Source organism: Enterobacter mori (assembly GCF_025244905.1).
GTDB lineage: Bacteria > Pseudomonadota > Gammaproteobacteria > Enterobacterales > Enterobacteriaceae > Enterobacter > Enterobacter mori_A.
Genome location: NZ_CP104285.1, coordinates 2,941,958 through 2,966,544, shown reverse-complemented (window position 1 = coordinate 2,966,544; position 24,587 = coordinate 2,941,958). Strand labels below are relative to the sequence as shown.

20 protein-coding genes and 3 tRNA genes are annotated in these 24,587 nt (G+C 56.0%); 13 read left to right on the top strand and 10 right to left on the bottom strand.

Going from position 1 to position 24,587, the window contains the following annotated elements:
• Positions 1 to 5 precede the first annotated feature (5 nt).
• Positions 6 to 81 (top strand) — tRNA-Asn (locus N2K86_RS14060).
• Between the two features lie 140 nt (positions 82 to 221).
• Here N2K86_RS14060 and N2K86_RS14055 read toward each other — a convergent pair.
• The 3 genes from N2K86_RS14055 to shiA form a co-directional block, all read right to left on the bottom strand.
• A complete protein-coding gene (locus N2K86_RS14055; RefSeq protein ID WP_260658999.1) occupies positions 222 to 1,994 on the bottom strand; it encodes an aminopeptidase P family protein in 1,773 nt (590 codons plus the stop codon).
• A gap of 15 nt (positions 1,995 to 2,009) precedes the next feature.
• Positions 2,010 to 3,464 carry an AMP nucleosidase gene (locus N2K86_RS14050; protein ID WP_260658998.1) on the bottom strand — a complete coding sequence of 485 codons (1,455 nt, stop codon included), beginning with the start codon at positions 3,462 to 3,464 and terminating at the stop codon, positions 2,010 to 2,012.
• A gap of 73 nt (positions 3,465 to 3,537) precedes the next feature.
• On the bottom strand, positions 3,538 to 4,854 hold the full coding sequence (gene shiA, locus N2K86_RS14045; RefSeq protein ID WP_260658997.1) for a shikimate transporter: 1,317 nt from the start codon (positions 4,852 to 4,854) through the stop codon (positions 3,538 to 3,540).
• Positions 4,855 to 5,110: 256 nt separating this feature from the next.
• Between shiA and pagP the strand changes: the two genes are divergently transcribed.
• Positions 5,111 to 5,686 (top strand): lipid IV(A) palmitoyltransferase PagP, encoded by a 576-nt coding sequence (pagP, locus tag N2K86_RS14040; protein WP_260658996.1) that lies wholly within the window; start codon positions 5,111 to 5,113, stop codon positions 5,684 to 5,686.
• On the opposite strand, the gene N2K86_RS14035 is transcribed toward pagP, so the two are convergent.
• Genes N2K86_RS14035 through N2K86_RS14025 form a run of 3 tightly spaced genes read right to left on the bottom strand, consistent with a single transcriptional unit; the run spans position 5,683 to position 10,792 of the window.
• Positions 5,683 to 6,648, bottom strand: coding sequence for an acyltransferase (locus tag N2K86_RS14035; protein ID WP_260658995.1), 966 nt, complete (start codon positions 6,646 to 6,648; stop codon positions 5,683 to 5,685). The genes pagP and N2K86_RS14035 overlap by 4 nt on opposite strands.
• A complete protein-coding gene (locus N2K86_RS14030; RefSeq protein ID WP_260658994.1) occupies positions 6,645 to 9,707 on the bottom strand; it encodes an efflux RND transporter permease subunit in 3,063 nt (1,020 codons plus the stop codon). The genes N2K86_RS14035 and N2K86_RS14030 overlap by 4 nt, the downstream gene beginning before the upstream one ends.
• Positions 9,707 to 10,792, bottom strand: coding sequence for an efflux RND transporter periplasmic adaptor subunit (locus N2K86_RS14025; protein ID WP_260658993.1), 1,086 nt, complete (start codon positions 10,790 to 10,792; stop codon positions 9,707 to 9,709). The genes N2K86_RS14030 and N2K86_RS14025 overlap by 1 nt, the downstream gene beginning before the upstream one ends.
• 396 nt (positions 10,793 to 11,188) lie before the next feature.
• Between N2K86_RS14025 and N2K86_RS14020 the strand changes: the two genes are divergently transcribed.
• From N2K86_RS14020 to ldtA, 3 genes are all read left to right on the top strand, one after another.
• Positions 11,189 to 11,620, top strand: a complete 432-nt coding sequence (locus N2K86_RS14020; RefSeq protein ID WP_047652428.1) for a universal stress protein — start codon at positions 11,189 to 11,191, stop codon at positions 11,618 to 11,620.
• Positions 11,621 to 11,667: 47 nt separating this feature from the next.
• The gene (locus N2K86_RS14015; protein ID WP_260658992.1) at positions 11,668 to 14,361 is read left to right on the top strand and encodes a cation-transporting P-type ATPase; all 2,694 of its coding nucleotides are present in this window, start codon (positions 11,668 to 11,670) and stop codon (positions 14,359 to 14,361) included.
• A 61-nt stretch (positions 14,362 to 14,422) separates the two neighbouring features.
• Complete coding sequence (ldtA, locus tag N2K86_RS14010; RefSeq protein WP_260658991.1) at positions 14,423 to 15,319, top strand: L,D-transpeptidase; 897 nt, start codon at positions 14,423 to 14,425, stop codon at positions 15,317 to 15,319.
• A 133-nt stretch (positions 15,320 to 15,452) separates the two neighbouring features.
• Here the strand turns inward: ldtA and N2K86_RS14005 are convergent.
• Positions 15,453 to 15,528: transfer RNA gene (locus N2K86_RS14005), tRNA-Asn, on the bottom strand.
• A 320-nt stretch (positions 15,529 to 15,848) separates the two neighbouring features.
• Between N2K86_RS14005 and nac the strand changes: the two genes are divergently transcribed.
• The 4 genes from nac (at position 15,849) to N2K86_RS13985 (ending at position 18,693) form a co-directional block, all read left to right on the top strand.
• Positions 15,849 to 16,766, top strand: a complete 918-nt coding sequence (nac, locus tag N2K86_RS14000) for a nitrogen assimilation transcriptional regulator NAC (protein WP_010432103.1) — start codon at positions 15,849 to 15,851, stop codon at positions 16,764 to 16,766.
• 96 nt (positions 16,767 to 16,862) lie between these two features.
• Entirely contained in the window at positions 16,863 to 17,813 is a 951-nt protein-coding gene (gene cbl / locus N2K86_RS13995) for an HTH-type transcriptional regulator Cbl (RefSeq protein ID WP_010432106.1), read from the top strand.
• 219 nt (positions 17,814 to 18,032) lie between these two features.
• On the top strand, positions 18,033 to 18,386 hold the full coding sequence (locus tag N2K86_RS13990) for a type II toxin-antitoxin system RelE/ParE family toxin (RefSeq protein WP_062935980.1): 354 nt from the start codon (positions 18,033 to 18,035) through the stop codon (positions 18,384 to 18,386).
• A gap of 4 nt (positions 18,387 to 18,390) precedes the next feature.
• Complete coding sequence (locus N2K86_RS13985) at positions 18,391 to 18,693, top strand: helix-turn-helix domain-containing protein (RefSeq protein ID WP_260658989.1); 303 nt, start codon at positions 18,391 to 18,393, stop codon at positions 18,691 to 18,693.
• Between the two features lie 75 nt (positions 18,694 to 18,768).
• Here N2K86_RS13985 and N2K86_RS13980 read toward each other — a convergent pair whose 3' ends face one another.
• A complete protein-coding gene (locus tag N2K86_RS13980) occupies positions 18,769 to 19,689 on the bottom strand; it encodes a LysR family transcriptional regulator (RefSeq protein WP_260658988.1) in 921 nt (306 codons plus the stop codon).
• A 141-nt stretch (positions 19,690 to 19,830) separates the two neighbouring features.
• On the opposite strand from N2K86_RS13980, the gene N2K86_RS13975 reads away from it, so the two are divergent.
• From N2K86_RS13975 to N2K86_RS13960, 4 genes are all read left to right on the top strand, one after another.
• Positions 19,831 to 20,220, top strand: coding sequence for a RidA family protein (locus N2K86_RS13975; RefSeq protein ID WP_260658987.1), 390 nt, complete (start codon positions 19,831 to 19,833; stop codon positions 20,218 to 20,220).
• 46 nt (positions 20,221 to 20,266) lie between these two features.
• Positions 20,267 to 21,226, top strand: a complete 960-nt coding sequence (locus tag N2K86_RS13970) for a quinone oxidoreductase family protein (RefSeq protein WP_260658986.1) — start codon at positions 20,267 to 20,269, stop codon at positions 21,224 to 21,226.
• A gap of 265 nt (positions 21,227 to 21,491) precedes the next feature.
• Positions 21,492 to 21,749 (top strand): AbrB/MazE/SpoVT family DNA-binding domain-containing protein, encoded by a 258-nt coding sequence (locus N2K86_RS13965; protein ID WP_260658985.1) that lies wholly within the window; start codon positions 21,492 to 21,494, stop codon positions 21,747 to 21,749.
• Positions 21,750 to 22,082, top strand: a complete 333-nt coding sequence (locus tag N2K86_RS13960) for a type II toxin-antitoxin system PemK/MazF family toxin (protein ID WP_260658984.1) — start codon at positions 21,750 to 21,752, stop codon at positions 22,080 to 22,082. It begins immediately after the preceding gene.
• A 54-nt stretch (positions 22,083 to 22,136) separates the two neighbouring features.
• On the opposite strand, the gene N2K86_RS13955 is transcribed toward N2K86_RS13960, so the two are convergent.
• Positions 22,137 to 22,212: transfer RNA gene (locus tag N2K86_RS13955), tRNA-Asn, on the bottom strand.
• 164 nt (positions 22,213 to 22,376) lie between these two features.
• A complete protein-coding gene (locus N2K86_RS13950) occupies positions 22,377 to 24,566 on the bottom strand; it encodes a TonB-dependent siderophore receptor (RefSeq protein WP_260658983.1) in 2,190 nt (729 codons plus the stop codon).
• Positions 24,567 to 24,587 lie beyond the last annotated feature (21 nt).

Here is a 24,587-nt window from a genome sequence, read left to right as displayed (position 1 = left end):
ACGATTCCTCTGTAGTTCAGTCGGTAGAACGGCGGACTGTTAATCCGTATGTCACTGGTTCGAGTCCAGTCAGAGGAGCCAAATTTGAAAAGCCTGCTTTTAAAGCAGGCTTTTTGCTTTTCTAAATCTGGAAAAATTGTCGGGTGGCGGCTTCGCCTTACCCGACCTACGGGACTGTAGGCCCGGTAAGCGCAGCGCCACCGGGCAACAAACAAACCGCACTACTGTTTAACACGAATCGGCGCCGTCGCCTCCACCAGCCACGGACGTGCATTGCTGTCCACCAGCGGTGACAGTGCCTCCCGTACCTGCTGATGATATTCATCCAGCCACTGCTTTTCCTGCTCGCTCAACAGATGCAGTTCCACCTGGCTTAGGTCAATCGGGATCAGCGTCAGCGAGGCAAACTTGCAGAACCCCGGACGGCTCTCCACAACCTCCACCTGATTTTCAATACGAATACCGTGGCTATCGCCCAGATAGTAACCCGGTTCGATGGTCATGATGTTCCCCGCCACCAGCGGCCACGGGTTGATCTTTTTGGCGATGCGATGTGGATTTTCATGGATCAACAGCTGATGCCCCACGCCGTGCCCGGTACCGTGATCGTAATCCAACCCCATCTCCCACAGCGGGCGACGCGCAAACGCATCCAGCTGATGCCCCTGAGTCCCGGAGGGGAACTGCAGGGTAATGAGCGACAGGAAGCCTCTCAGCACGGCAGTGTAGTGCAGGCGCTGCTGCGGATCGACTTTACCCCACGCCAGCGTGCGCGTGGCATCGGTGGTGCCGTTGTGGTACTGACCACCGGAATCATTCAGATAAAAATGGTCATGTCCGATGGGCTTGTTACTGGCTTCGCTTGAGTGGTAATGGCACATTGCCGCATTGCTCGACGATGCGGAAATGGTCGCAAAACTCTGCTCAATAAAACCGGGCTGTTGCCTGCGGAACGCCAGCTGTTGTGCCTGTACCTCCAGTTCGGTCAACGGTTTCCCTGCCGCCTCGCGTCGTGGGACTTCCCGACTCAGCCAGGCAAGAAAATTAACCCACGCGGCACCGTCCTGATGATGGCATTCGCGATAGCCCGCCAGCTCCATCGGGTTTTTCGTGGCTTTCATCAGCGTGATGGGATCGGTCTGCCAGACGATCTCTCCCTGCGGCTCAATGGCAAAGCGCAATGCAACAGGCGCAGAATCGGCATCGACCAGCACCCGTTTGCCCCCAGCCTGCTGCTGGCAGCGTTCAATAAACGCCCTCTGCGGGGCGAGAGTGAAGGCATTACGCACGGGATCCGGCAACGCTGCGAGCTTCGCATCGTCAACAAACCACTCCACGCTACCATCACGGCTGAGCAGGGCGAAGGAGAGAGGAACCGGGCTAAAGGGGATATCTGAACCACGTACGTTCAGCAGCCAGGCGATGTTGTCCGGCAGCGTCACGGCGAGGAAATCAGCATTGTGTTCTGCCAGCACGGCGGCAACACGCTGACGTTTTTCTGCGCTGCTTTCACCGCTGGCCTCAACGGGCATTTCGCGGATAAGCCCCGCTGGCGCCGCAGGGCGGTCAGTCCATAGCGTGTCAAACGGAGAGGCATCCAGGGGCACCAGCGCACAGGGAGTGGCAGACAGTTGCTCAAACTCTGAATTTGTCATCAGCATCGCGTCAAAGCCAATGCGCGTCCCTGCCTCCACGTTTTTCGCCAGCCACTCAGCCAGCGGTTCGTTGTGAAGATGGTGGATCTCAATCTCGTCCATATTCACCTGAACGCGGGCCTGAACCTGATAACGTCCATCGACGAAGAGTAGCGCTTTGTCTTTCAGCACCAGAGCCAGACCGGCCGAGCCGTCAAAGCCCGTCAGCCAGGCCAGCTTTTCGTCGTAGGGCGCGCAGTATTCGCTCTGCCAGGCATCCGCCCGCGGAACGATCATTCCGTCGAGATGACTGGCTTCAAGCCACTGACGCAGGGCAGAGAGCGGTGATGTGGTGTGCATGGTTTTTCCTTGTTATTAGCGGAACGGCGGCTCGTTGAAGGTACGCAGCTTGCGGGAATGCAGCTTGTCGCCTTCCGCGCGAAGTAAATCAATCGCACGAATACCGATCTGCAGATGCTCAGAGATGGCCCCTTCGTAAAAACGGTTGGCCTGGCCCGGCAGCTTAATTTCACCGTGTAGCGGCTTATCAGACACGCACAGCAGCGTGCCGTAAGGAACGCGGAAGCGATATCCCTGCGCGGCAATGGTGGCGCTCTCCATATCAATCGCCACCGCGCGGCTCAGGTTGAAACGCAGGGCAGAGGCGGAGTAGCGCAGCTCCCAGTTGCGGTCATCCGTCGTCACTACCGTGCCGGTACGCAGACGCTGTTTAACCTCTTCACCCGGCATAGCGCTGACCTCTTTGGTGGCGTCATACAGCGCGCGCTGTACTTCGGCGATGCTCGGGATCGGGATGTCCGGCGGCAGCACCGCGTCCAGCACGTGGTCATCACGCAGATAGGCGTGGGCCAGCACGTAATCGCCAATCAGCTGGCTTTCGCGCAGTCCGCCACAGTGGCCAATCATCAGCCACACGTCCGGACGCAGGACCGCCAGATGGTCGCAGATGGTTTTGGCGTTTGACGGGCCTACGCCGATGTTGATCAGCGTAATGCCCTGTCCGTCTGCGGTGATCAGGTGCCACGCGGGCATCTGGTGTTTTTTCCACGCCAGGTCGGAAATAGCCTGCTCGGGCGCTTCGGTCTCCGCGGTGATCCAGATCCCGCCCGCGCAGGAAAGGGCAATGTACGGACTGTCCGGGTCGAGAATTTGGCTACAGCCCCAGCGGACAAACTCATCCACGTAGCGGGTGTAGTTGGTGAACAGCACAAACGGCTGGAAGTGCTCCGCAGGCGTACCGGTGTAATGACGCAGGCGCGCCAGCGAGAAGTCCACGCGGCGAGCGTCAAAGTGTGACAGGGGAGAAAATTCTGCCGGGTGATAAATCCCGTCAGCCGTCTCATCGCCAATCTGGGAAAGCTCGGTGGTCGGGAAGTGGCGCGTCAGCCCCGCGCTCATGGAGCGATCCAGCGTCAGCGCCGAGCCGTCTATCACGTACGGATAAGGGATTTCGTGCAGCGAAGGTTCTACAGAAATGTGCGCGCCGTAATCCTGATACAGCAGCGTCAGCTGTTCCTCAAGATAGGGGCGGAACAGCGCAGGGCGGGTGACGGTGGTGCTGTAACAGCCTGAGTGGGTAAAGCGCGCGTAGGCGCGGGTTTTGGGATTACTGCTGGCACTGCCGTCCCAGGTAACAGAGAGCGATGGATAAACAAAAAGGCCCTGAGTTCTGGCCTTTTCATCGGGAAGTTTCCCCGTTTCGATGTATTCACTGATGGCGCTGCGCAGCGCGTTGACGGACTGTTCATACAGCGCGTCGAGTTTTTCCAGCGCCTGAGCCGGGGTCAGGCTGGAGCCCTTATTATTCATCTCTGTCTCCTTGTTCCACAGGTGTGTGACTCTACCCGATAGTATGTCACACGCCCGTGAAACAAAAGTGAGATCAGGCGTGGCGCGGCTCTTTCATAAACAGCGCCGTGGCGGCAGAGAGCAGGCAACCGGCCAGCAGATAAATCGCCACGCTGTGCCAGTTTCCGCCAGAGAAGGTTACCAGCGCGGCGGCAATAAACGGCGTAAACCCGCCACCGACCACGCTTGCCACCTGATAGCCGACGCCTGCACCGCTGTAGCGGTAGCTTGCGCCAAACAGCTCGGTGAACATCGGCTGCTGCACGCACACCACCATATCGTGAGCGATGTTGGCGAGCATGATGGCGAAGAAGACAATCCAGAAGATCGACTGTGCCTCCAGCGCCATAAAGAACGGCCAGGCGCTAAGGGTGCCAATCAGCGCCCCGGTAATATAGACGCGACGGCGACCAAACCGATCCGCCAGCCAGGCGAAGCAGGGGATAGTCAGACAGCTTATCCCGCCGACCAGCAGGCCAATATTCAGGAACAGCTCGCGGGGAAGGCCGAGGTTCTGCGTCGAGTAGTTCAGCGCAAACGCGGTGACGATATACATCGTCAGCAGTTCACAGAGGCGCAGGGCGATAATTTTCAGAAAAGCGCCAGGATGCTGAACCAGCGCTTCCATCACCGGCAGCCGTTTTTTAGCGACCGGTTTTTCCCGCTGCTGCTGTTCGAATTCCGCGGACTCTTCCATCCCGTTGCGGATCCACAGCGCGGCGATGACCAGCACGATGCTGAAGATGAACGGAATGCGCCAGCCCCAGTTCAGGAACTGCTCGTCGGTCGTGAGCTGGCTGATTAAGGAGACCAGCCCGGTAGAGAGCAGCAGGCCGACGCCGTAACCCACCTGCACGCCGCTGCTGTAAAAGGCTTTCCTGTGCTTCGGCGCGCTCTCGACGGACAGCAGCGCCGCGCCGCCCCATTCACCGCCTACGGCGAAGCCCTGAATGGCGCGCAGCGTCACCAGCAGCACCGGCGCCCACCAGCCGATAGAGGCAAACGAGGGGAGAATACCGATAAGCGCAGTGGCGATCCCCATCATCCAGACGGTGAGCATCAGCATGCGTTTCCGGCCGAGGCGGTCGCCAAAGTGGCCGAAGATCACCCCGCCCAGCGGGCGAAACAGAAAGCCGACGCCGAAGGTGGCAAACGCGGCGAGCGTGCCCATCGCGGGGCTGACCTGGGGAAAGAATTCGCGGTTAAACACCAGGGCGGCATTGATGCCGTAGAGCAGAAAATCATACCAATCGACGACGGCACCCGCGAAGCTGCCTAAGGCTGCGCGGCGGGCACGGTTGAGCGAAGGTGTCTCCTCGTTGGGACGTTCGGAGATGAGGGTGGAGTCCATAGTTGTCCTGTCTGTACTGATTTTTAATTATTGGTATAAGAAAAGGTCACTCACATTGCGTCCGTCATATAAACGGAACCTATGAGACTACCGCGACAAAACGCCTGAGAAAACGTTTTTATCTTTCCGGAAGGCGCTGAATAAATAAATTTCATCTCCCCCTGCCTTGAGATAAATCAGTCTGTTTGGCTCTGGTTAGTACTGAATGGATTACAGTAATAGAAACCGCTGCGTGACTAAAGCTGAGGGAAAAACAATGCAACGCAACTTTTTGGCCATCTGGATTGTCCTGTTTTTATTCGCCGCACCGCTTCATGCTGAGCAGAAAGTGTATGGAGAACAGCGTATTAGCGGCTGGTGGAATGCGCTGACGGATGATATCTCCCAGACATGGGAAGAGCCTCAACGTTACGATCTGTACCTGCCGTTCCTGAGCTGGCACGCTCGCTTTATGTACGACAAAGAAAAAACCGACAATTACAATGAAATGCCGTGGGGCGGCGGGCTGGGCGTTTCCCGCTATAACGAAGAGGGCAACTGGAGCGCGCTCTTCGCGATGATGTTCAAAGACTCACACAACGAATGGCAGCCCGCGATGGGCTATGGCTGGGAGAAGGGTTGGTATCTGGATAATGCGAAGGATTTCCGCCTTGGGCTCGGTGCCGCAGCGGGCATCACGGCGCGAGATGATTTTGCCAACTACGTGCCGCTACCGTTCATCTTCCCGCTGTTTTCGGCCGGGTACAAGCGCGTTACCGTCCAGTTCACCTATATTCCAGGTACCTACAATAACGGCAACGTGCTCTTTGCCTGGCTGCGTTTAGGCTTTTAAAGGGTGATCACCTTTTTGGCCACGGCGTTAGACAATACCAGCATGGAGAAGAGAACAGAGGTGACGAACGTGAGCACAATCAGCGAGAGTTTTATGCCGAGGGAGGTCACCGGTATCAGCGCCGTCAGCAGATGAAACACCGAGTAGTGCACAATATACACGCCGGTCATCGTTTTGCTGATGGCGGCCAGAATGGACTCTTTGAATTCGGCGTTGCGGCGAAAGCGCACGCCGTTCGCCGCAACCACCAGGGCAATAATCAGGATGTAGATCTGCGAGCCGGTGAGAATAAAGGCGTTTCTGTCCGCCTTGAACAGCGCGAAGAAGAAGTGGCGCTCGTAAAACCAGGTGAAGAGATAGATAAACGGGATGGCGACAACCGCCGCCCTGACGACATTTTTGCGGCTAATCCACTCGGCGATTTTCGGGTCGCAGAAGAGTTGCCCTGTCAGATAAAACAGCAGCCATGTCCACAGCCGATACTGCGGTGACAGGGAAAGGACGTGCGTTTCAGGATAGAGCGCCGAGAGCAGATCGTATCCGTAGGAAAAAAGCAGCAGGGCGGCAATCGCGCCGCAGAACAGCGCTCGCCGCTGGCTAAGCCATTCTACCGCCGGGTGGAAGGTGTAAATCACGACAAAGGCGAACACGAACCAGGGCTGGATTAAATACCCGCGCTGATAAGGCTCCCACAGGTAGTAGATCGTTATCCAGAACAGAAAAACAATCACCAGACTTTTAATTTTACCCAGCTGCCAGCGGGTGCCGTGCCGGGACTGTCCGTCGAGATAGCCCGACACCACAAAAAACAGCGGCGTGGCGATGGTCGAAATAAAGGTTAAAAACCCCAGGATCCAGTGATAGTCATAATCATAATGATCCCAGGTATTGTAGATGGTAAAGAAGGTCACCGCCGTCATACAGCCCAGCGTCTTGATAATGTTCAGCCCTGTCGCATTCATTGTTGTTTGGCTTCGTCCTTACGATGGAAACACGCATAGATAACGGGGAGTACCAGCAGCGTCAGGATTGTAGCAAACCCCAGTCCAAACATAATCACTACGGCCATGCTCTGGAAGAAAATGTCCAGCAGTAGCGGAGCCAGGCCAAGAACGGTCGTAAACGCGGTGAGCAGAATAGGGCGCAGGCGCGAGGTCGCGGCGTACACGATCGCCTCGTGCTGTACCCTGTGCGCTTTCTGCTGCTCAATTTCTTCCACCAGCACAATGCCGTTGCGGATCAGCATGCCGCTCAGGCTCAGCAGGCCAATCAGCGCCATAAAGCCAAAGGGAATGCCGGTAATTAAAAATCCCGGCGTGACGCCAATCAATGCCAGCGGTACGGTCAGCCAGATGGCGACGGCATTTTTCACCGAGCTGAACATCAGAACCGTAATGACAAACATCACCAGATACCCGAGAGGTAGCGTAGTGAACAACCCTTGCTGCGCTTCACTGGAGTTTTCCGCGTCGCCACCCCACTCGATGCTGTAGCCGTGTGGCAGGCTAAGGGCATCAATCTGCGGCTTCACGCGGGAAAGAATATCGCCGGAGGTTTGCTGGCTCAGCGGGTCCGGGTCCGTCTGCACCGTCAGCACCCGTGAGCGGTCGCGGCGCAGAATTAGCGGATCCTCCCACTCCAGCGAGAAGCGGCTGACGACGTTACTTAGCGGGATATACTGCTGCCGCGTCTGGCTCCACACCAGCACGTTGTTCAGGTGATTGGCGTCCAGCCGTTCGCTCTCAGGCGGGCGCACTACTACGGGCAGCAGGTCACTGCCTTCCCGATACAACCCCGCCCGGCTACCGGAGAAATTCATCTCCAGCGCGTTGTCGACGTCCTGCTTATCTACGCCAAGCTCGCGGCCTAATGCGGCAACGTACTGTGGGCGGATCACCTTGCTACGGTTTTGCCAGTCGTTCCTGACGCTGCCCGTGGCCGGGTCGCGGGTGAGGATGTCGTCTACCTGGCTGGCAATCAGGCGCAGCCGGTCAGGATCGGGACCTTTAATGCGTACCTCAATGGCGCTGTCGCCGGAGGGACCAAACATCACCCGTTTGGTGCTGGCGTTGACCTGCGGATAGTTTCGCGCGATGTACTCGTCCACGTGGCGCGTCAGGGCCGAGATGTTGCGCTGGTCGTCCATGCGCACCATGATCTGCGCATAGTTGCCGTACTGCCGCTGTCCGCTGTAGGTCAGAATAAAGCGCATACTTCCCTGACCAATGGTCGAGACGGTGGTTTCTACACCCGGCTGGCCATTAATGGTTTTTTCGATATCGCCGGTCATTTTCTCGGTCCATTTAATATCGGTGCCGTAGGGAAGCCAGAGGTCGACAAAGAAAATCGGCGTGTTTGACGACGGGAAAAAGTTTTGCCGCACGGCGCCGAAGCCCCAGATGGACGCTGCCAGCAGCGCAGCCATCACAATGAGCGTCGGTGCCTTATGGTGCAACAGTGTGTTAAGCAGGCGCTGGTAAAGGCGATAGAGCCGTTTGTCGTAAGGATCTGACTCGTCAGCGTTGTTCGGCGCGCTGTCGTTTTTAAACAACCACCACTTAATCAGCACCGGGGTGAGGGTGAGCGCAGAGAACCAGCTCAGCATCAGGGAAATCAGCAGCACCTGGAACAGGGATTTACAATATTCCCCGGTGGAATCCTGCGACAGCCCGATAGGAGCAAACGCCAGGATGGCAATCACCGTCGCCCCCAGCAGCGGCAGGGCGGAGCGGCGGATGATGTAGTTCACGGCGGTCAGCAGAGGCGAGCCCTGCTGTCGGGCAATCAACACCCCTTCGACAATCACGATGGCGTTATCCACCAGCATGCTGAGGGCGATAATCAGCGCCCCAAGCGAGATGCGCTGCAGCTCAATGCCCCACAGATACATAATCAGCAGCGTGCCCAGCACGTTGAGCGCGAGAGAAAACGCGATGATGATCCCGCTGCGTACGCCCATAAAGATCAGCAGCACGCCGATGACAATCGCCAGCGCCATCAGGAAGTTAATAATAAAACCGTTAACGGAATGGCCCACTTCGGCGGCCTGATCGTAAAACAGGTCTATCTGTATGCCTGCCGGTTTTTCCGCCGACATCTGGTTTAGCTTCGCCTCCAGCGCGTGGCCCACGTCGATCACGTTCACGCCGGGAATAAACGAGACGCCCATGGTGACGGCTTTTTTGCCGTTGGCATGGTAGATACTGGCCGGCGATTCGTTCAGCCCGCGCGACAGCGTGGCGATATCCCGCAGTCGCGTCGCCGCCCCGGTGCCGGAAGGCGTGATGATGATATCCGCCAGTTCATCAAGATTCTCGAACTCACCGGTCGGGTGCAGGCGAATGGATTCGGTGCCGGAGGTGATGTCTCCGGCGCTGGAAACGACGTTAAGTCTGCTGAGCAGGGCGGAAAGCTGGTTCAGCGTAATGCCGCGCGCAGCCATTTTGGTCAGAGAGATATCGATGTTGATCTGTTGGCTAATGGCCCCGCCGATGGCGACCTTCGCGACGCCGGGGACCAGAATCAACGCGCGGCGCAGCTGCTCCGCATATCTCACCAGCTCAGGATTACTGAATTCATCTCCGGAAATGGCAAAGAAGAAGCCAAACACGTCGCCGAAATCGTCATTCACAAAGGGCGTGACGACGCCGGGCGGGAACTGACGCGAGGCATCGCCCACGCGGCGGCGCAGTTCATCCCAAATCTGCGGCAGCTCGTTCGAGTGATAGCGAGAAGCGATGTTAACGGTGATTTGCGACAGACCGTTTGAAGAGATGGAGCTTACGTTGTCGAGATAAGGCAACTGCTGAAGGGCATTCTCCAGCGGAAGCGTCACCTCTTCTTCAACCTGCTGAGCGGATGCGCCAGGGTAGTGGGTGACGACCACTGCGGTTTTGATGGTAAAGGCGGGATCTTCCAGCCTGCCGATATTCAACAGGGCGAAAATACCCCCGATGCCCAGCAGCAGAATCGTTAGCCAGACGCGAACAGGGTTATTAATAAATTGACGAGAGATATCCATTACAGTCCCCGTTCACGCGTCCAGATACGCACCGGCTGGTTAGCATGGAGCTCCCCAACGCCTGCGGCCACCACGCGCTCGCCCGCCTTAAGCCCGCTGGTGATCACCACGCCTTCGGTACTCACTTGCCCCACGCTGACCTTGCGGTCTTCAAGATGGAGCGTGTCGCCTTCTCCCGCCACTACCCAGACGTGCGGCTCATTGCGCGGGCTGTTGTCCGGGTTAAAGACAGCCTCAACCGGTACGACCAGCGCCTGAGCGTCTGCGCCAGCCGGGAGGTTGGTTAAATTGATGGTCACCGTACCGCTCACGCCACCGACGGCGGGAAAATCATCGGGCCGCGGCATGGTCAGTATCACCTGCCAGGTCAGGGTATTGCTGTCGCTGCTGCCCGAGTGCTCTTTGTAGACGGCGGTAAATTCACGATCCGGCATGGCGTTGATTCTCACCACGGGGCGATACTGCACGTTGCGGATATCAAAGGTCTTAAACAGGTTTTCAGGAATGCTGAACACCACGTCCAGCAGATCGGTACGGGTTAACGTCGCAATGGGCTGACCGGCGGAGACAACCTGATGGTTTCGCACGTGCACGCTGGCTGCCGTCCCGCTGAAGGGAGCAACGAGCGTCATCTGGTTCAGCTCTTCACGGGCAATCTGCAGCGCCGCATTCGCCGAATCTCGGCTCGCGCGCTGCACGTCCATCTCGGCTTTTGAAATGGCCTGCCGTCCTGCCAGCGTCTGGAAACGATCGAACTGCCTCTGAGCCAGCGTCGCCGCTGTTTGTCTGTCGTTAACCCGCTGCTGGGCTTCACGGGCGTTCAGTCTGGCAAGCTGTTGCCCCTGTTTGATGGCTGCGCCCTGACGTACATCAAGCGCTTCAATTTGACCTGCGCGCTTGAAGGAAAGGTCTGTGGCATCGCCCGATTCAATGCGGGCGGGAAAAACGCGCTGCTGGGCGTGTCCGGGAACCGTCACCTCCGCCACTTTTACCATCCTGGGCAGGGGGGCGGCTTGCTTCGGTTTCGGGTCGCACGCCGTGAGCGTTAACAAAACGAACGGTAAAAGAGAGAGGTAGCGGTTCACTGTATTCCCCTAATAAATAACTGTTTTATTTATTCCATAACCTGGCAGGGGGTGACACTATTCTGCCAGAACAGTGACGACCATATAGGTAAATAAACCAATCGCCGTGCTGGCGATAATGGCAAGGGCAATAAACATACCCAGTCGGATCAGGCTTAAACCATACATACATTCCTCCATGAGTCGGAAGCGGTGGCTGACTATGAGCATAGTCGGCGAAAAGATAAATGTTAAATAACCAATATCAGTGGGGAAGCGCTAAACCTGATATTCCTGTGCTACGTTTAATATTATCCATCTCTTTTTATCGTAACTGGCATTAAGGGCAACCCCCTGCATTTAATGCGATTTTTTGCTTCATTCACTCTCGTGTTGGTTATAAAAAGGATGCTCGATATGTATAAAAACATTCTCGTTCCGGTGGATGTCTACGAGACAAGCCTGGCGGATAAAGCGTTGCAGCATGCACAGTTTCTGGCGCAAAGTGCATCGGGTGACATTCATTTGCTGCACGTCATGCCCAAATTTTCAGCCGAACTGACGCGTGGTTTTATTTCAGATGCGCGCAAAATGGATGAATATATGATTAATAATTCGAAAGAAAAGCTATCTGACCTGGTCAAAAAATTGAATCTGCCAGAAGAACGTGTTCATCTCCATGTCCGTAGCGGGAACGTTCGTGATGAGGTTATTAAGCTGGCGGATGAACTTGCTGTCGGCGCGATTATTGTCGGCTCCAGAAATCCCAATATTCAAACCCATTTGTTAGGATCGGAGGCGGCGAGTATTGTTCGTTACGCCCATGTTCCTGTTTTCGTTATTCGTTAATTACATAAAAGCAAGGTGATTTCTGAATTGAACCTGAGGAAGGAACGATGAAAACAGGAAAACCTGAACGTCCGTATTATCAACAAACCGTTGACGAAACCCTGTCGAATATCCACTCCACCCTGGAAGGCCTTAGCGGCACTGAGGCATCCGCCCGACTTCAGCAGCATGGTGAGAATGCGTTACCGCAAAAAAAGGGCAAACCTGCCTGGCTGCGCTTCCTGGCGCATTTTAACGATGTGTTGATTTACGTTCTGCTGGTGGCCGCGTTGCTTAAGCTCTTTATGGGCCACTGGGTGGACATGTTTGTCATCCTTGGGGTTGCCATCATCAACGCCCTGATTGGTCATATTCAGGAGAGCAATGCTGAAAAATCACTGCAGAGTATTCGCAATATGCTCTCCAGCGAAGCCGTGGTGGTACGACAGGGGAATCATGAAACGATCCCCACCACGGCGCTGGTCCCGGGGGATATCGTGGTGATCCGCGCCGGGGATCGTATCCCTGCGGACCTGCGCGTGATTGAAGCGCATAACCTGCGCGTGGAGGAGGCCATCCTGACCGGCGAATCCACCGTTGTTGAGAAAAACAGCGATGCGTTAAGCGGGGAACTGCCTTTAGGTGACCGGTATAATCTGCTCTACTCAGGCACCACCGTCAGCTCCGGCGGCGGTAAAGGCGTGGTGGTGGCAACCGGGGGCGAGACCGAGCTGGGTCACATCAATCAGATGATGTCCGACATTGAAAAGCACCGCACGCCGCTGATGGTGCAGATGGATAAGCTCGGTAAGACCATCTTCATCACTATCCTGGTGATGATGGTGGTGCTGTTTGTCTTTAGCCTCCTGTTCCGGGATATGCCGGTTTCTGAACTGGTGCTGTCGCTTATTAGCCTCGCCGTTGCCGCCGTGCCGGAAGGTCTGCCGGCCATCATTTCCATTATCCTTTCGCTTGGCGTACAGGCCATGGCGCGTCGCAAGGCCATCATTCGCAAGCTGCCCACGGTGGAAACGCTGGGGGCGATGACGGTCATCTGCTCGGATAAAACCGGCACCCTGACGATGAATGAAATGACGGTCAAAGCGGTGATTACCGCTGACACAACCTATCGCGTGGAGGGCGACAGCTACGAACCGGTGGGGAATATTCACCCCGTAGATGACCCAACGCCCGTCAGCGTGACGCAGGGTTCCCTGCTGGAGCGCTATCTGCGCACTATTGACCTCTGTAATGACAGCCAGCTGATCAAAGACGAGCAGGGACTGTGGAAAATCACCGGGGGACCAACCGAGGGCGCGCTGAAGGTGCTGGCGGCGAAAATTCCGCTCCCACCGCTCGATACCGAAATGCGCAGTAAAATCCCGTTTGATTCGCAGTATAAATATATGTCCACGCTGTACCGGCTGGGTGATGAAGAGGTGATTTTAATTACCGGCGCGCCGGACGTCCTGTTCCGTCTCTGCCAGTACCAGCAGACGAATGACGGACAGCAGCCGTTCGATCAGCCTTACTGGGAAGGGAAGATTGAGGAGTATGCCCGGGAAGGGTTGCGCATGGTGGCTGCGGCCTGGAAACCTGCCCACGAGGGACAACGCGAGCTGGATCACCCGGACCTGCAGGATGGCGTGATCCTGCTCGGTATTGCAGGAATGATGGATCCGCCGCGTCCGGAGGCTATTACCGCCATTGCCGACTGTCTGCAGGCCGGGATCCGCGTGAAAATGATCACCGGCGACCACCCGCAAACGGCAATGAGCATCGGGCAAATGCTGGGGATTGGTAACGCGGCAAGCGCTATCACCGGACGTGAGCTGGAGGCGATGGACGATCGGCAGCTGAGCGATGCCGCGCAGCAGTATGATATTTTCGCCCGAACCAGCCCGGAGGATAAATTCCGCCTTGTGCAGGCCCTGCAAAGTAAACAGGAAGTGGTGGGCATGACCGGGGATGGCGTAAATGATGCCCCAGCGCTCAAGCGGGCGGACGTGGGTATCGCCATGGGGATTAAGGGGACGGAAGTTACCAAGGAAGCCGCCGACATGGTGTTAACGGATGACAACTTTGCCACCATTGCCAGTGCGGTGCACGAGGGACGTCGGGTTTACGATAACCTGAAAAAGACCATTCTGTTCGTTATCCCCAGCAACATCGCGCAGGCTCTGCTGATCATCATCGCGCTGCTGGCGGGGAACCTGATCCCGCTAACGCCGGTCCTGATCCTGTGGATGAACATGGCGACGTCGGCAACGCTGTCGTTTGGCCTGGCGTTTGAAGCGGGTGAGAAGGACATCATGAACCGGCCACCCAGAAAGGCGAATCTCCATGTGATGGACGGCTATGCCATCTGGCGCGTGGTGTTTGTCGGTCTGATGATTGCCATCAGCGCCTTCGTGCTGGAAGCCTGGCTACAGCCGCGCGGCTATTCGGCGGAATTTATCCGCACCGTGCTGCTGCAAACTCTGGTCACTGCGCAGTGGTTCTATATGCTCAACTGCCGCGTTAATGACGGCTTCTCGCTGAGTAAAGGCCTGCTGGCGAACAAAGGGATTTGGATCGTGAGCGGCGTACTGCTGGCGTTACAGCTTCTGATCATTTACGCACCGTTCATGCAGATGCTGTTTGGCACCGAAGCGCTGCCGTTCCGCTACTGGGTCATCACCTTCCTGATTGGTTTTGTGATGTTCCTTATTGTCGAGGCGGAAAAAGTACTGACGCGCAGGTGGCGCAAAACCGAGGCGTGATAGCGTAAACTGAGAAAGCCTGCCTGAGCCAGGCTTTCTCTTTTTATGAGCACAGGAAACTATGATTCGACTGACCTGGTTTGTCCTTACGCTGTGCGCCGCTGTTCCCGGTGCGTTTGCCGTAACCTATTCACTCCCGCCGGAAGGCAGTCGTCTGGTGGGAAGCCCGATTATCATCACCGTTCCCGAAGGCAACACGCTGCCTCTGGAAGCCTTTGCCGCGCAGTACGGTCTGGGGCTGAGCAACCTGCTGGAAGCGAACCCGGGCGTGGATCCTTTTTTACCAAAAGCCGGAACGACCTTAACCATCCCCCAGCAGCTGATTTTGCCCGACACGGTCCGCGAGGGGATTGTCGTTAACGTGGCGGAAATGCGTCTCTACTATTATCCGCCGGGCAGCAATACCGTTGAAGTGCTGCCCATCGGCATCGGTCAGGCCGGGCGCGAAACCCCGCGTAATTGGGTGACGGTCGTTGAGCTTAAGCAGGAGGGGCCTACCTGGTCTCCGACGCCGAACACGCGCCGTGCCTATGCGGCAGAGGGGAAAACGCTTCCTGCGTTCGTGCCCGCCGGGCCGGATAACCCGATGGGGCTGTATGCGATTTATATCGGCAGACTCTATGCCATTCACGGCACAAACTCGAATTTCGGCATCGGGTTACGGGTGAGCCAGGGCTGTATTCGTCTGCGTAATAACGACATCAAATACCTTTTCGATAACGTGCCCGTAGGCACCCGCGTGCAGCTTATCGATCGGCCGGTTAAAGTGACTACCGAGCCGGACGGTAGCCGCTGGGTTGAGGTTCACGAGCCGTTATCACGTAACCGTGCGGAATTTGAATCAACCCGGAAAGTGCCTCTGCCCATTTCGACCGCGCAGCGGACGCAGTTGATAAACGAGGGGGCGGGCGCTGAACTGGAACGACGGTCGGGGATGCCGGTTAAGATTGGCATGTGAAGCCTTTTCGCCCGGTGGCGCTGCGCTTACCGGGCCTACAGTCCCGTAGGTCGGGTAAGGCGAAGCCGCCACCCGACAATTTTCCAGATTTAGAAAAGCAAAAAGCCTGCTTTAAAAGCAGGCTTTTCAAATTTGGCTCCTCTGACTGGACTCGAACCAGTGACATACGGATTAACAGTCCGCCGTTCTACCGACTGAACTACAGAGGAATCGTGTGAACGGGGCGCATATTATCGACCTGCGTTCGCCTTGTCAAAGGATGGATCAACACGTTTTGATCGTTTGCTGACAAAATCAGCAAAGTGGCGCTTTTGCCAACGTAATGCACCGTCATGGTGCGAACATACCTCTAATGGGGCAGATCATAAACCGCTGTTTCAGTCAATAAACCCCCATCCATGATTAGCTTTCCTTATTTTCAGCCGCTTAGCAACAAATCAGACCGCCGGGCAAAACTGGCATTCATATTGCAAAACCAGTTCAACAACGACAGCCGGTTCCGGCACAGTTTTTTTGAACAGGGGGCAAAATGAACTTAAGACGACTGAAATACTTCGTAAAAATCGTCGATATCGGCAGCCTGACTCAAGCGGCAGAAGTGCTGCATATCGCGCAGCCTGCGCTGAGCCAGCAGGTGGCTACGCTGGAAGGCGAGATGGATCAGCAATTACTGATCCGCACCAAGCGCGGCGTGACGCCAACAGAAGCAGGCAAAATTTTGTATACCCATGCCCGCACTATCCTGCGTCAGTGTGAACAGGCGCAGCTGGCGGTGAATAACGTGGGCCAGACCCTGAGCGGGCACGTTTCCATCGGTTTAGCGCCAGGAACTGCGGCATCGTCTATCACCATGCCGCTGCTGCAGGCCGTTCGCGCTGAGCTGCCTGAAGTGCTGGTCTACCTGCACGAAAACAGCGGTTCTGTACTGAATGACAAACTGCTCAATGGCCAACTGGATATGGCCGTCCTTTACGATCGCTCTCCCGTCGCCGGGATCACCAGCCAGCCGCTGCTGAAAGAAGATCTTTATCTGGTCGGCACCCGCGACTGTCCGGGTCAGAGCGTTGATTTAACCGCCGTGGCCGAGATGAATCTCTTCCTGCCGCGCGATTACAGCGCGGTGCGCGTGCGCGTGGATGAAGCGTTCTCCCTGCGCCGCCTGACGGCCAAAATTATTGGCGAAATTGATTCTATTTCCACGCTGACGGCAGCGATTGCCAGCGGAATGGGCGTAACGGTTCTGCCGGAGTCCGCCGCCCGCTCGCTGTGCAGTGCGGCAAACGGCTGGATGGCGCGCATCACCACGCCTTCAATGAGCCTGCCGCTGTCGCTGAACATGTCCGCACGCGGATCGCTGTCGCCGCAGGCGCAGGCGGTAAAAGAGATTTTGATGTCGCTGGTCAGCAAGCCGTCGCTTGAGAACCGTGAACTCCAGCTCGTGAGTTGATATTCCATAAAAGAATAAGATGCTGGTTTTTATTATTTGTTCTGCAGCGCGGCTGACTCTAACAATAGAGCTATGTCAGATGCGCCGGAGTGAATTGTGAATTTCCAGCAACTTAAAATTATCCGTGAGGCGGCCAGGCGGGACTATAACCTAACCGAAGTCGCTAACATGCTTTATACATCCCAGTCGGGCGTCAGCCGCCATATTCGCGAGCTGGAAGAGGAACTGGGGATAGAGATTTTTATCCGTCGCGGCAAGCGTCTGCTTGGGATGACGGAGCCGGGCAAGGCATTGCTGACCATCGCTGAGCGGATCCTCAACGAGGCCAGCAACGTGCGTCGTCTGGCGGATCTCTTCACCAATGACGCCTCGGGCGTGCTCACCATCGCCACGACCCACACGCAGGCGCGCTACAGCCTGCCGCCGGTGATTAAAGCCTTCCGCGAACTTTTCCCGGATGTCCGTCTGGAGCTTATTCAGGGCACGCCGCAGGAAATTGAAGTGCTGCTGCAAAACGGCGGGGCAGATATCGGCATCGCCAGCGAGCGTCTGAGCAACGACCCGCTGCTGGTGGCGTTCCCGTGGTTCCGCTGGTACCACAGTTTATTACTCCCGGTCGATCATCCGCTGAATCAGGTCTCTCCCCTGACGCTGGAAGACATTGCGAAATGGCCGCTGATCACTTACCGCCAGGGCATTACCGGACGCTCGCGCATTGATGAAGCCTTCAACCGCAAAGGGCTAACGCCGGACGTGGTGCTGAGCGCGCAAGACTCCGATGTGATCAAAACCTACGTCGAGCTGGGTCTGGGCATTGGTCTGGTGGCGGAGCAGTCCAGCGGGGAACGCGAAGACGGGAACCTGGTGCGTCTTGATACGCGTCACCTGTTTGACGCCAACACCGTATGGCTTGGCCTGAAGCGCGGGCAGCTCCAGCGCAACTATGTCTGGCGCTTTATCGAGCTGTGCAATGCGGGTCTTTCGGTGGACGAGATTAAACGTCAGGTGATGGAGCCGGAAGAAGTGGCGATTGATTACCAGATCTAGCTGCTGGCTTGCCCGGTAGCGCTGCGCTGGCCGGGTTCCTGAGCTTTTTTCGATGTTGCTCGTAACAAAATGAATATCCGATAAGAGATACACAGAAATACTCCGGCACGCATTCAGTATTCACATAACCCCACAAGAATCTTCTTTTCCATCTCAGCATAATCATCGCTATAGCTTTGCATGTATATAGCTTTTGATCTATATTTGATGGGAGGTCTTGTGTGGACAATTAACACGACGGACAGATTTGATCGCTGGTTTACTTCGCTTGACGATACCGATCGCGCCTGCGTACTTGCAGCACTGCTTGTATTGAGAGAGAAGGGACCGGGTTTATCGAGACCCTACGCTGATACGCTTAAAGGTTCCCGTCACAGCAACATGAAAGAGCTTCGCATTCAGAGTAAGGGCGATCCATTGCGGGCGTTTTTTGCATTTGACCCAAACCGCACGGGTATCGTGCTTTGTGCTGGCAATAAAGTCGGCAATGAAAAGCGGTTCTACGATGAGATGCTCCTCGTTGCTGACCTGGAATTCACTCACTGGCTGAATACATTAAAAGAGAGGGAATAATGCGATGGGAAGAACCCTTGAGCAGCTTATAGCGGATGAAAAGCCGGAGGTTGTCGCCAGCGCTGAGGCGATAGCGACGGATATTCTACTCAACATTCATCTGTCTGAGTTACGTGAGAAAGTACATAAAACGCAGGTCGAAATGGCGCAGACGTTGGGCATCAAGCAGCCTACTGTTGCGGTAATGGAAAAGCCAGGGCGCGATTTGAAACTCTCTTCACTCAAACGCTACGTTGAGGCTGCGGGCGGAAAGCTGCGGCTTGATGTTGAACTGCCAGATGGCTCGCACTATGACTTTGTGCTGTAGGGCAGAAGAGCGAAAAGCATGCTTTAAAACCGCCAGCATAACCGTCAATCGGCGGTGATGAGCGAATAGATGTTGTTACTTCTTGGTGGAAGTGGGGACATGCTGCTGCATCAATTCAACGATCCAATCAATAAAAACGCGCAGTTTAGCGTTGACATGGCGGTTAGGCGGGAATGCCAGGTACAGGGGCATTGGGTCAATACGCCAATCTTCAAATAGCGGAATTAAGGCGCCACAAGCCTGATGCGCTGCCGCCATATAGACCGGCAGCGCAATCACGCCTAATCCCGCTAGCCCTGCTTCGAGGTAAGCGTTGCCATCATCCACTGCAAGCACATAGCTGCTCTTGATTTCAATATGTTCACTCTCACCGTGCAGTATCAGAGGATCGAGCTTACCGGTGCGTGAGGACAAGAATCCCACTATGCGATGGTCCGTGTTTTCCAGCTCTCGCGGATGCGCAGGGGCGCCAAGGCGTTCCACATAGCTCGGTGCGGCGTAAACACCGATTTGCAAATCACCGACGTGGCGTGCGATCAGGGACTGGTCGCTGATTTCGCCGCCCCGCAGTACGCAATCCACGTTATCGCCGATCAGATCCACCACCCGGTCACTTACGCCCATGTCGAACTGGATATCAGGGTAGCGCGCGTGAAAAGCCGGTAGCGCGGGCACCAGCACCAGGCGAGCGAGAGGAGTGGGCACATCTATCCGTAGCCGTCCCCTGGGCGTCATCGCCGAACTGGACAGGCTGTTTTCAGCATCTTCCATGTCCGCCAGCAGGCGGATGACGCGCTCGTAGTAGACCGCGCCATCAGGCGTGACGCCGAGCCTGCGGGTGGTACGATGAAGCAGCCTGACGCGCAGGCGCGCTTCCAGTTGCTGAATAAGCTGCGTCACCGTGGTTTTGCTCATATGAAGCGTCTGGGCAGCCTTTGTGAAACTGCCTGCTTCCACCACGCGAGCAAAGGCGCGCATCGCATCGAAACGATCCATCCCTTGTCCTCTCTTTTCACCGATTGTTTGGATATTACAAACAATGATGGACAAAGTCGCTTGTTTATCCGCTGGATCCTGCACCTGTAAAGTGTCTTTGTGTTCACCGGGCAGATTTCGCCCCATTACAAAGGTACAAACATGACAACACGCGAAGCAGTTTTTCCCTTTGGACGGCAGGCGCTCTATGAGCGCAATCGGTACTCACCCGCCATCAAATCCAACGGTTTCCTGTTTGTTTCGGGGCAGGTTGGTAGCCGGGAGGATGGTTCGCCTGAAGAGGATCTTGACGCACAGGTTCGGCTGGCATTCGATAACCTTAATGCTGTTCTCAAGGCTGCGGGCTGCACGTTCGGTGACGTGGTTGACGTTACCCTCTTTGTCGTCGATCCTGAGTCAAACCTCGAGGCTATCTGGCGTATCCTGCCAGAATATTGGGGGAAAGCGCCTTATCCTACGTTGACCGGGATCGGCGTGACGTGGCTGTACGGATTCCAGTTTGAGATTAAGGTGATTGCCCGGCTGCCCTGAGCGTCGCGGGTCTTTCCGCCGGTCGAAAAAGACAGAGGAAAAATTGATGAAAGCAGCGGTTTATGACGTGGAAGGCGCTCCCGGCGTCCTGCAGTATCTCGATGTCCCGGATCCGGTCGCAGGGCCTGAGGACGTCCTGATTGCTGTCGAGGCTATCTCGATTGAAGGGGGAGATCTGATCAACCGGCGCTCAACTCCGCCGACTCTTCCTGCATGGATCGTCGGCTACGCGGCCGCGGGGACAGTTGTTGCCGTCGGTTCGAAAGTCCGTAGCCGCAGGGTTGGGGACAGAGTGACGGCTTTTAGCATGCAGGGATCGCATGCGGAACGTTGGGCCGTGCCCGCGGAACGCACCTGGCTTATCCCGGATGGGGTGGATGCAGCAGACGCGTCGGTGGTACCGATCTCTTTTGGAACCGCACATCATTGCCTGTTCACACGAGGCATGCTCCGGCACGGAGAAACCGTCCTGATTCAGGCAGCAGCGGGTGGCGTGGGGCTCGCGGCCGTTCAGCTTGCCTCACAGGCAGGCGCGACGGTTATCGCCGTGGCAAGCGGAACGCAGCGAAGAAGTCGGTTGCTTGAATTGGGTGCCGATTATGTCGTGGATCGTGTAGAGGATAACATCGTTGACCGCGTTCGAGAGTACACCCGTGGCAACGGTGTTGACCTCGTGATCGATCCGGTAGGGACGACGTTGCCTGTTTCGCTCTCTGCACTCGCGCCGGAAGGACGTCTCGTCTTCGTCGGTAATGCGGGCGGTGGCAGCCTGACTGTCGACTTGTGGCCGTCAATGCAGTCTAACCAGACGCTCATGGGGGTATTTATGGGCCCTCTTTTTGAAAGACCCGGCGTTCGGACAAGTGTGGACGACATGTTGCAGGCTGTAGCGGCAGGGCGCGTCAGAGTTGTCATTGACCGTATCTTCCCCTTGGCTGACGCCGCCGCGGCCCACGAATACGCTGAGACAGCGAAACCGCTAGGGCGCGTTGTTATGAGGCCATAAGGGGGAGTGACCTCAACCTGGCGCCAAAATTCTCCCGATCCGGAAGGCGCCTCGCATTTCGTTTATCCGATTCGCCATAATCCTTTGAACCGCAAAAACATTTTTCTATTATCAGCCTTCGTAGTGACGCACTTCGTTCCCACCTGCAGTGTACTTAGATGGATAACAGCTTTATTACGAAAAGGAAATCACCATGAGTCTGATGAATAATTGCGCACCTCCCACCATGAATGTTATATTTAAATATAATATTCGGAGGTGCGCTATGTATACAACTCGTCTTAAAAAGGTCGGTGGATCCATCATGCTGGCGGTTCCTCCCGCCGTGCTGAAAACGCTGGAGCTGTCGACGGACAGCGAAGTCGGCATGACCATTAATAATGGCTGCCTGATTATTGAACCCCAGAAACGTCCTCATTATTCGCTTGAGGAGCTGCTGGCGCAGTGCGATCCGCACGCTGAAATGAGCGAAGAGGATCGGGAATGGGTTGTTGCGCCTGCGGTAGGCAAGGAGATCCTGTAAATGGACAGAGGGGAAATCTGGCTTGTTTCACTGGATCCGATTGCTGGTCACGAGCAAAGTGGAAAATGTCCGGTACTCATCGTGTCGAAGGCATTGTTTAACAAGCTGACCCGGCTACCGGTAGTGGTTCCCGTCACCAGCGGCGGAAATTTTGCACGTACGGCTGGTTTTACCGTTTCACTGGAAGGGGCGGGGACAAAAACAACAGGCGTTATTTGCTGTGACCAGCCCAGAACCATTGATATGGCTGCCCGGAACGGCATGCGGCTGGAACGCATACCTGACGCCGTTGTAAATGAGGTACTTGCCAGGTTGGATGCGATTCTGAATTAACATCAGAGACGCAGAAAAGCAAAAAGCCTGCTTTAAAAGCAGGCTTTTCAAATTTGGCTCCTCTGACTGGACTCGAACCAGTGACATACGGATTAACAGTCCGCCGTTCTACCGACTGAACTACAGAGGAATCGTGTGAACGGGGCGAATATTATCGACCTGCGTTCACCTTGTCAAAGGGGTAACTTAAACTTTTCGTTCGTTTGCCGACAATTTCAGCAAATCGCTGATTTTATAGCAAATTCGCGTTGAAATTACACAGCAAAATGCGCCGCCCGCAGGCGGCGCTCAGGATCAGAACAGTACGGAGTAGTTCAGACCAAAGGTACGTCCGCGGCCTTTATAGGTATACAGGCCCGGTGCGCCGTAGGTTGGGCTATACAGCCCCGGCGCGCGCTGGCCCCAGGCGGTGGTGTAGTCTTTGTCCAGCAGGTTTTCCACGCTGAAGCTGACCTTGCCCACCGGCAGGGCGTAGCTGCCGAGGAAATCAATTGTGTTATAGCCATCGATCTTCTTACCGTCGGCATCGGACACGTCAAAGGTCTGCGTGCTCTGCACGCGCAGCGCCCAGTCGCCCGGTGCCCAGTTAACCCATGCGCTGGCCTTCGACGGGCTCGCGCTGTCGACCGTCAGCTTCTCCCATTTTCCGTTTTCACGCGTCTCAGACTTAATGGCGTTAAAGTTCGCGCCGGTGCTCCAGTCGCTGTCGGTGAAGAAGTAGTCCACCTGGCCTTCAATCCCGTAAATTCGACGTTTATCGTCTTCGAGGTTGATGGTCATGTCACTCTTGTTGATGGTGATGGTCTTATCCGAGAGCGAGTAGTACGCCGCGACCTGCGTGCGCAGGTTGTCGCCGGTGAAACGCCAGCCCAGCTCGTAAGCGTTGACCTTAATCCCGTCCAGAGTCGAGTCGTTTACGTTGACGCTGTTTTGCAGGCGATAGTGACCATCGACCAGCTGATAGGTGCCGGAACCGTAGTACTTCGCCAGGTCCGGAATTTCGAAGCCCTGGGAGAAGTTAAACCACAGCTGCTGCTGTTCGGTCAGACGGCCAAGGATCCCGGCGTTAAACAGGAAGTTGTTGTAATCCGTTTTCCCGCCAGGCACCGCGTCGGCAGAGGTGGCTTTCCCGTTAGCGATGGCCTGCTGCTGGGCGTAACCAACAAAGTCGTCCACCTTGTTCTCGGTGTACTGGTAGCGCACGCCGCCGCTCAGGGTGATGGCATCAATGTCATAGCTGGCCTGCAGGAACGGGGCAAGGTTGGTGATGCTGTAGCCCGGATAACGGCCCACGTTGTAGGCATTTTCCAGATCCATACCGCCGCTTGCCGCCGCTTTACTCAGATCGAAGAACTGCTGGTTAGCGTCGAAGGTTTCGTGGTCGGCATCGACACCCCAGGTGAGGGTCAAATCATCCACCGGCTTGCTGTTCAGCGTCAGCTTGCCGCCGTAAAAGTCGGTTTTCTGCTGGGATGCGCCAATGCTGGTCACCGCGCCTTTGCTCAGCGTCGGGAACGGGTAGTAGGTCAGGCTCTCATCGCGATAGTAAATCTGCGCGACCAGATCCTGGCCCCAGAAATCGGTATTTGAGTACTGCAGGTTGATCAGGTGGCGCTCGGTACCGGGGATACGATCGGAGTTGAGGTTGTCTTTGTTGTAGGCTTTTGCATTGCCCGTCACCGCCGAGAAGTTCTCGCCGAGGAACAGACCGTGCTTCCCGTCGGACTCGCTCTTGTAGTACTGCGTGGTGAGCTGCAGCTGCTGATGGTCGTCAATGTTGATGGTGCCAGTGCCCATCACGTCAATACGATCGGAATACTGCAGGCCGGTCTGGGTGTTATCGATAATTACCTCGTCGCCGTTGCCGTCATACCAGCCGCCGTAACGCTGATACGACACCGACAGACGACCGGAGGCCTTATCGTTGCCGCCGCTGACGGCTGCCGACACGTTCTCATCGTGATCGTTATGGCTGTTAAATCCGCTCTTTGTCCCGGTCTGGAACTCAACTTCGGTATCCGGTTGGCCCTTTTTGGTGACGATGTTCACCAGGCCGCCGGTGCTGCCGCCGCCGTAAAGCGAGGTAGCACCGGAGATCACTTCAATACGGTCAATGTTGAACGGATCGATAGAGTCGAGCTGGCGGCTGTCGCTGCGCGACGAGTTCAGACGCACGCCGTCCACCATCACCATCATCGAACGACCGCGCAGGTTCATACCGTAGTTGGTACGCCCCTGGCTGCTGACGTCCATACCCGGGATCAGCTGCGCCAGCACTTCTTTAATCTCTTTCCCGCCCTGAACCTGCTGCTCAATTTCAGCCCGTTCAATGACCCAGGTGGTCTGCGCCATCTCGGCCACGCTGCGGTGAGCACGGCTGGCAGAGACCACCATATCTTCTTCCTTTTGTTCTTCCGCCCACGCAGAGGTAGAAAGCATTGCAAGCAAGCAAGGATTTAAAACCCAAAGATGAGAACGTTTCATTGTTATGTTGATCCTGAATGT

Coding starts and splice junctions, on each gene's coding strand:
- N2K86_RS14055 (WP_260658999.1), bottom strand. CDS start 1,994: ATGCACACCACATCACCGCTCTCTGCCCTGCGTCAGTGGCTTGAAGCC.
- N2K86_RS14050 (WP_260658998.1), bottom strand. CDS start 3,464: ATGAATAATAAGGGCTCCAGCCTGACCCCGGCTCAGGCGCTGGAAAAA.
- shiA (WP_260658997.1), bottom strand. CDS start 4,854: ATGGACTCCACCCTCATCTCCGAACGTCCCAACGAGGAGACACCTTCG.
- pagP (WP_260658996.1), top strand. CDS start 5,111: ATGCAACGCAACTTTTTGGCCATCTGGATTGTCCTGTTTTTATTCGCC.
- N2K86_RS14035 (WP_260658995.1), bottom strand. CDS start 6,648: ATGAATGCGACAGGGCTGAACATTATCAAGACGCTGGGCTGTATGACG.
- N2K86_RS14030 (WP_260658994.1), bottom strand. CDS start 9,707: ATGGATATCTCTCGTCAATTTATTAATAACCCTGTTCGCGTCTGGCTA.
- N2K86_RS14020 (WP_047652428.1), top strand. CDS start 11,189: ATGTATAAAAACATTCTCGTTCCGGTGGATGTCTACGAGACAAGCCTG.
- N2K86_RS14015 (WP_260658992.1), top strand. CDS start 11,668: ATGAAAACAGGAAAACCTGAACGTCCGTATTATCAACAAACCGTTGAC.
- ldtA (WP_260658991.1), top strand. CDS start 14,423: ATGATTCGACTGACCTGGTTTGTCCTTACGCTGTGCGCCGCTGTTCCC.
- nac (WP_010432103.1), top strand. CDS start 15,849: ATGAACTTAAGACGACTGAAATACTTCGTAAAAATCGTCGATATCGGC.
- N2K86_RS13985 (WP_260658989.1), top strand. CDS start 18,391: ATGGGAAGAACCCTTGAGCAGCTTATAGCGGATGAAAAGCCGGAGGTT.
- N2K86_RS13980 (WP_260658988.1), bottom strand. CDS start 19,689: ATGGATCGTTTCGATGCGATGCGCGCCTTTGCTCGCGTGGTGGAAGCA.
- N2K86_RS13975 (WP_260658987.1), top strand. CDS start 19,831: ATGACAACACGCGAAGCAGTTTTTCCCTTTGGACGGCAGGCGCTCTAT.
- N2K86_RS13970 (WP_260658986.1), top strand. CDS start 20,267: ATGAAAGCAGCGGTTTATGACGTGGAAGGCGCTCCCGGCGTCCTGCAG.
- N2K86_RS13965 (WP_260658985.1), top strand. CDS start 21,492: ATGTATACAACTCGTCTTAAAAAGGTCGGTGGATCCATCATGCTGGCG.
- N2K86_RS13960 (WP_260658984.1), top strand. CDS start 21,750: ATGGACAGAGGGGAAATCTGGCTTGTTTCACTGGATCCGATTGCTGGT.
- N2K86_RS13950 (WP_260658983.1), bottom strand. CDS start 24,566: ATGAAACGTTCTCATCTTTGGGTTTTAAATCCTTGCTTGCTTGCAATG.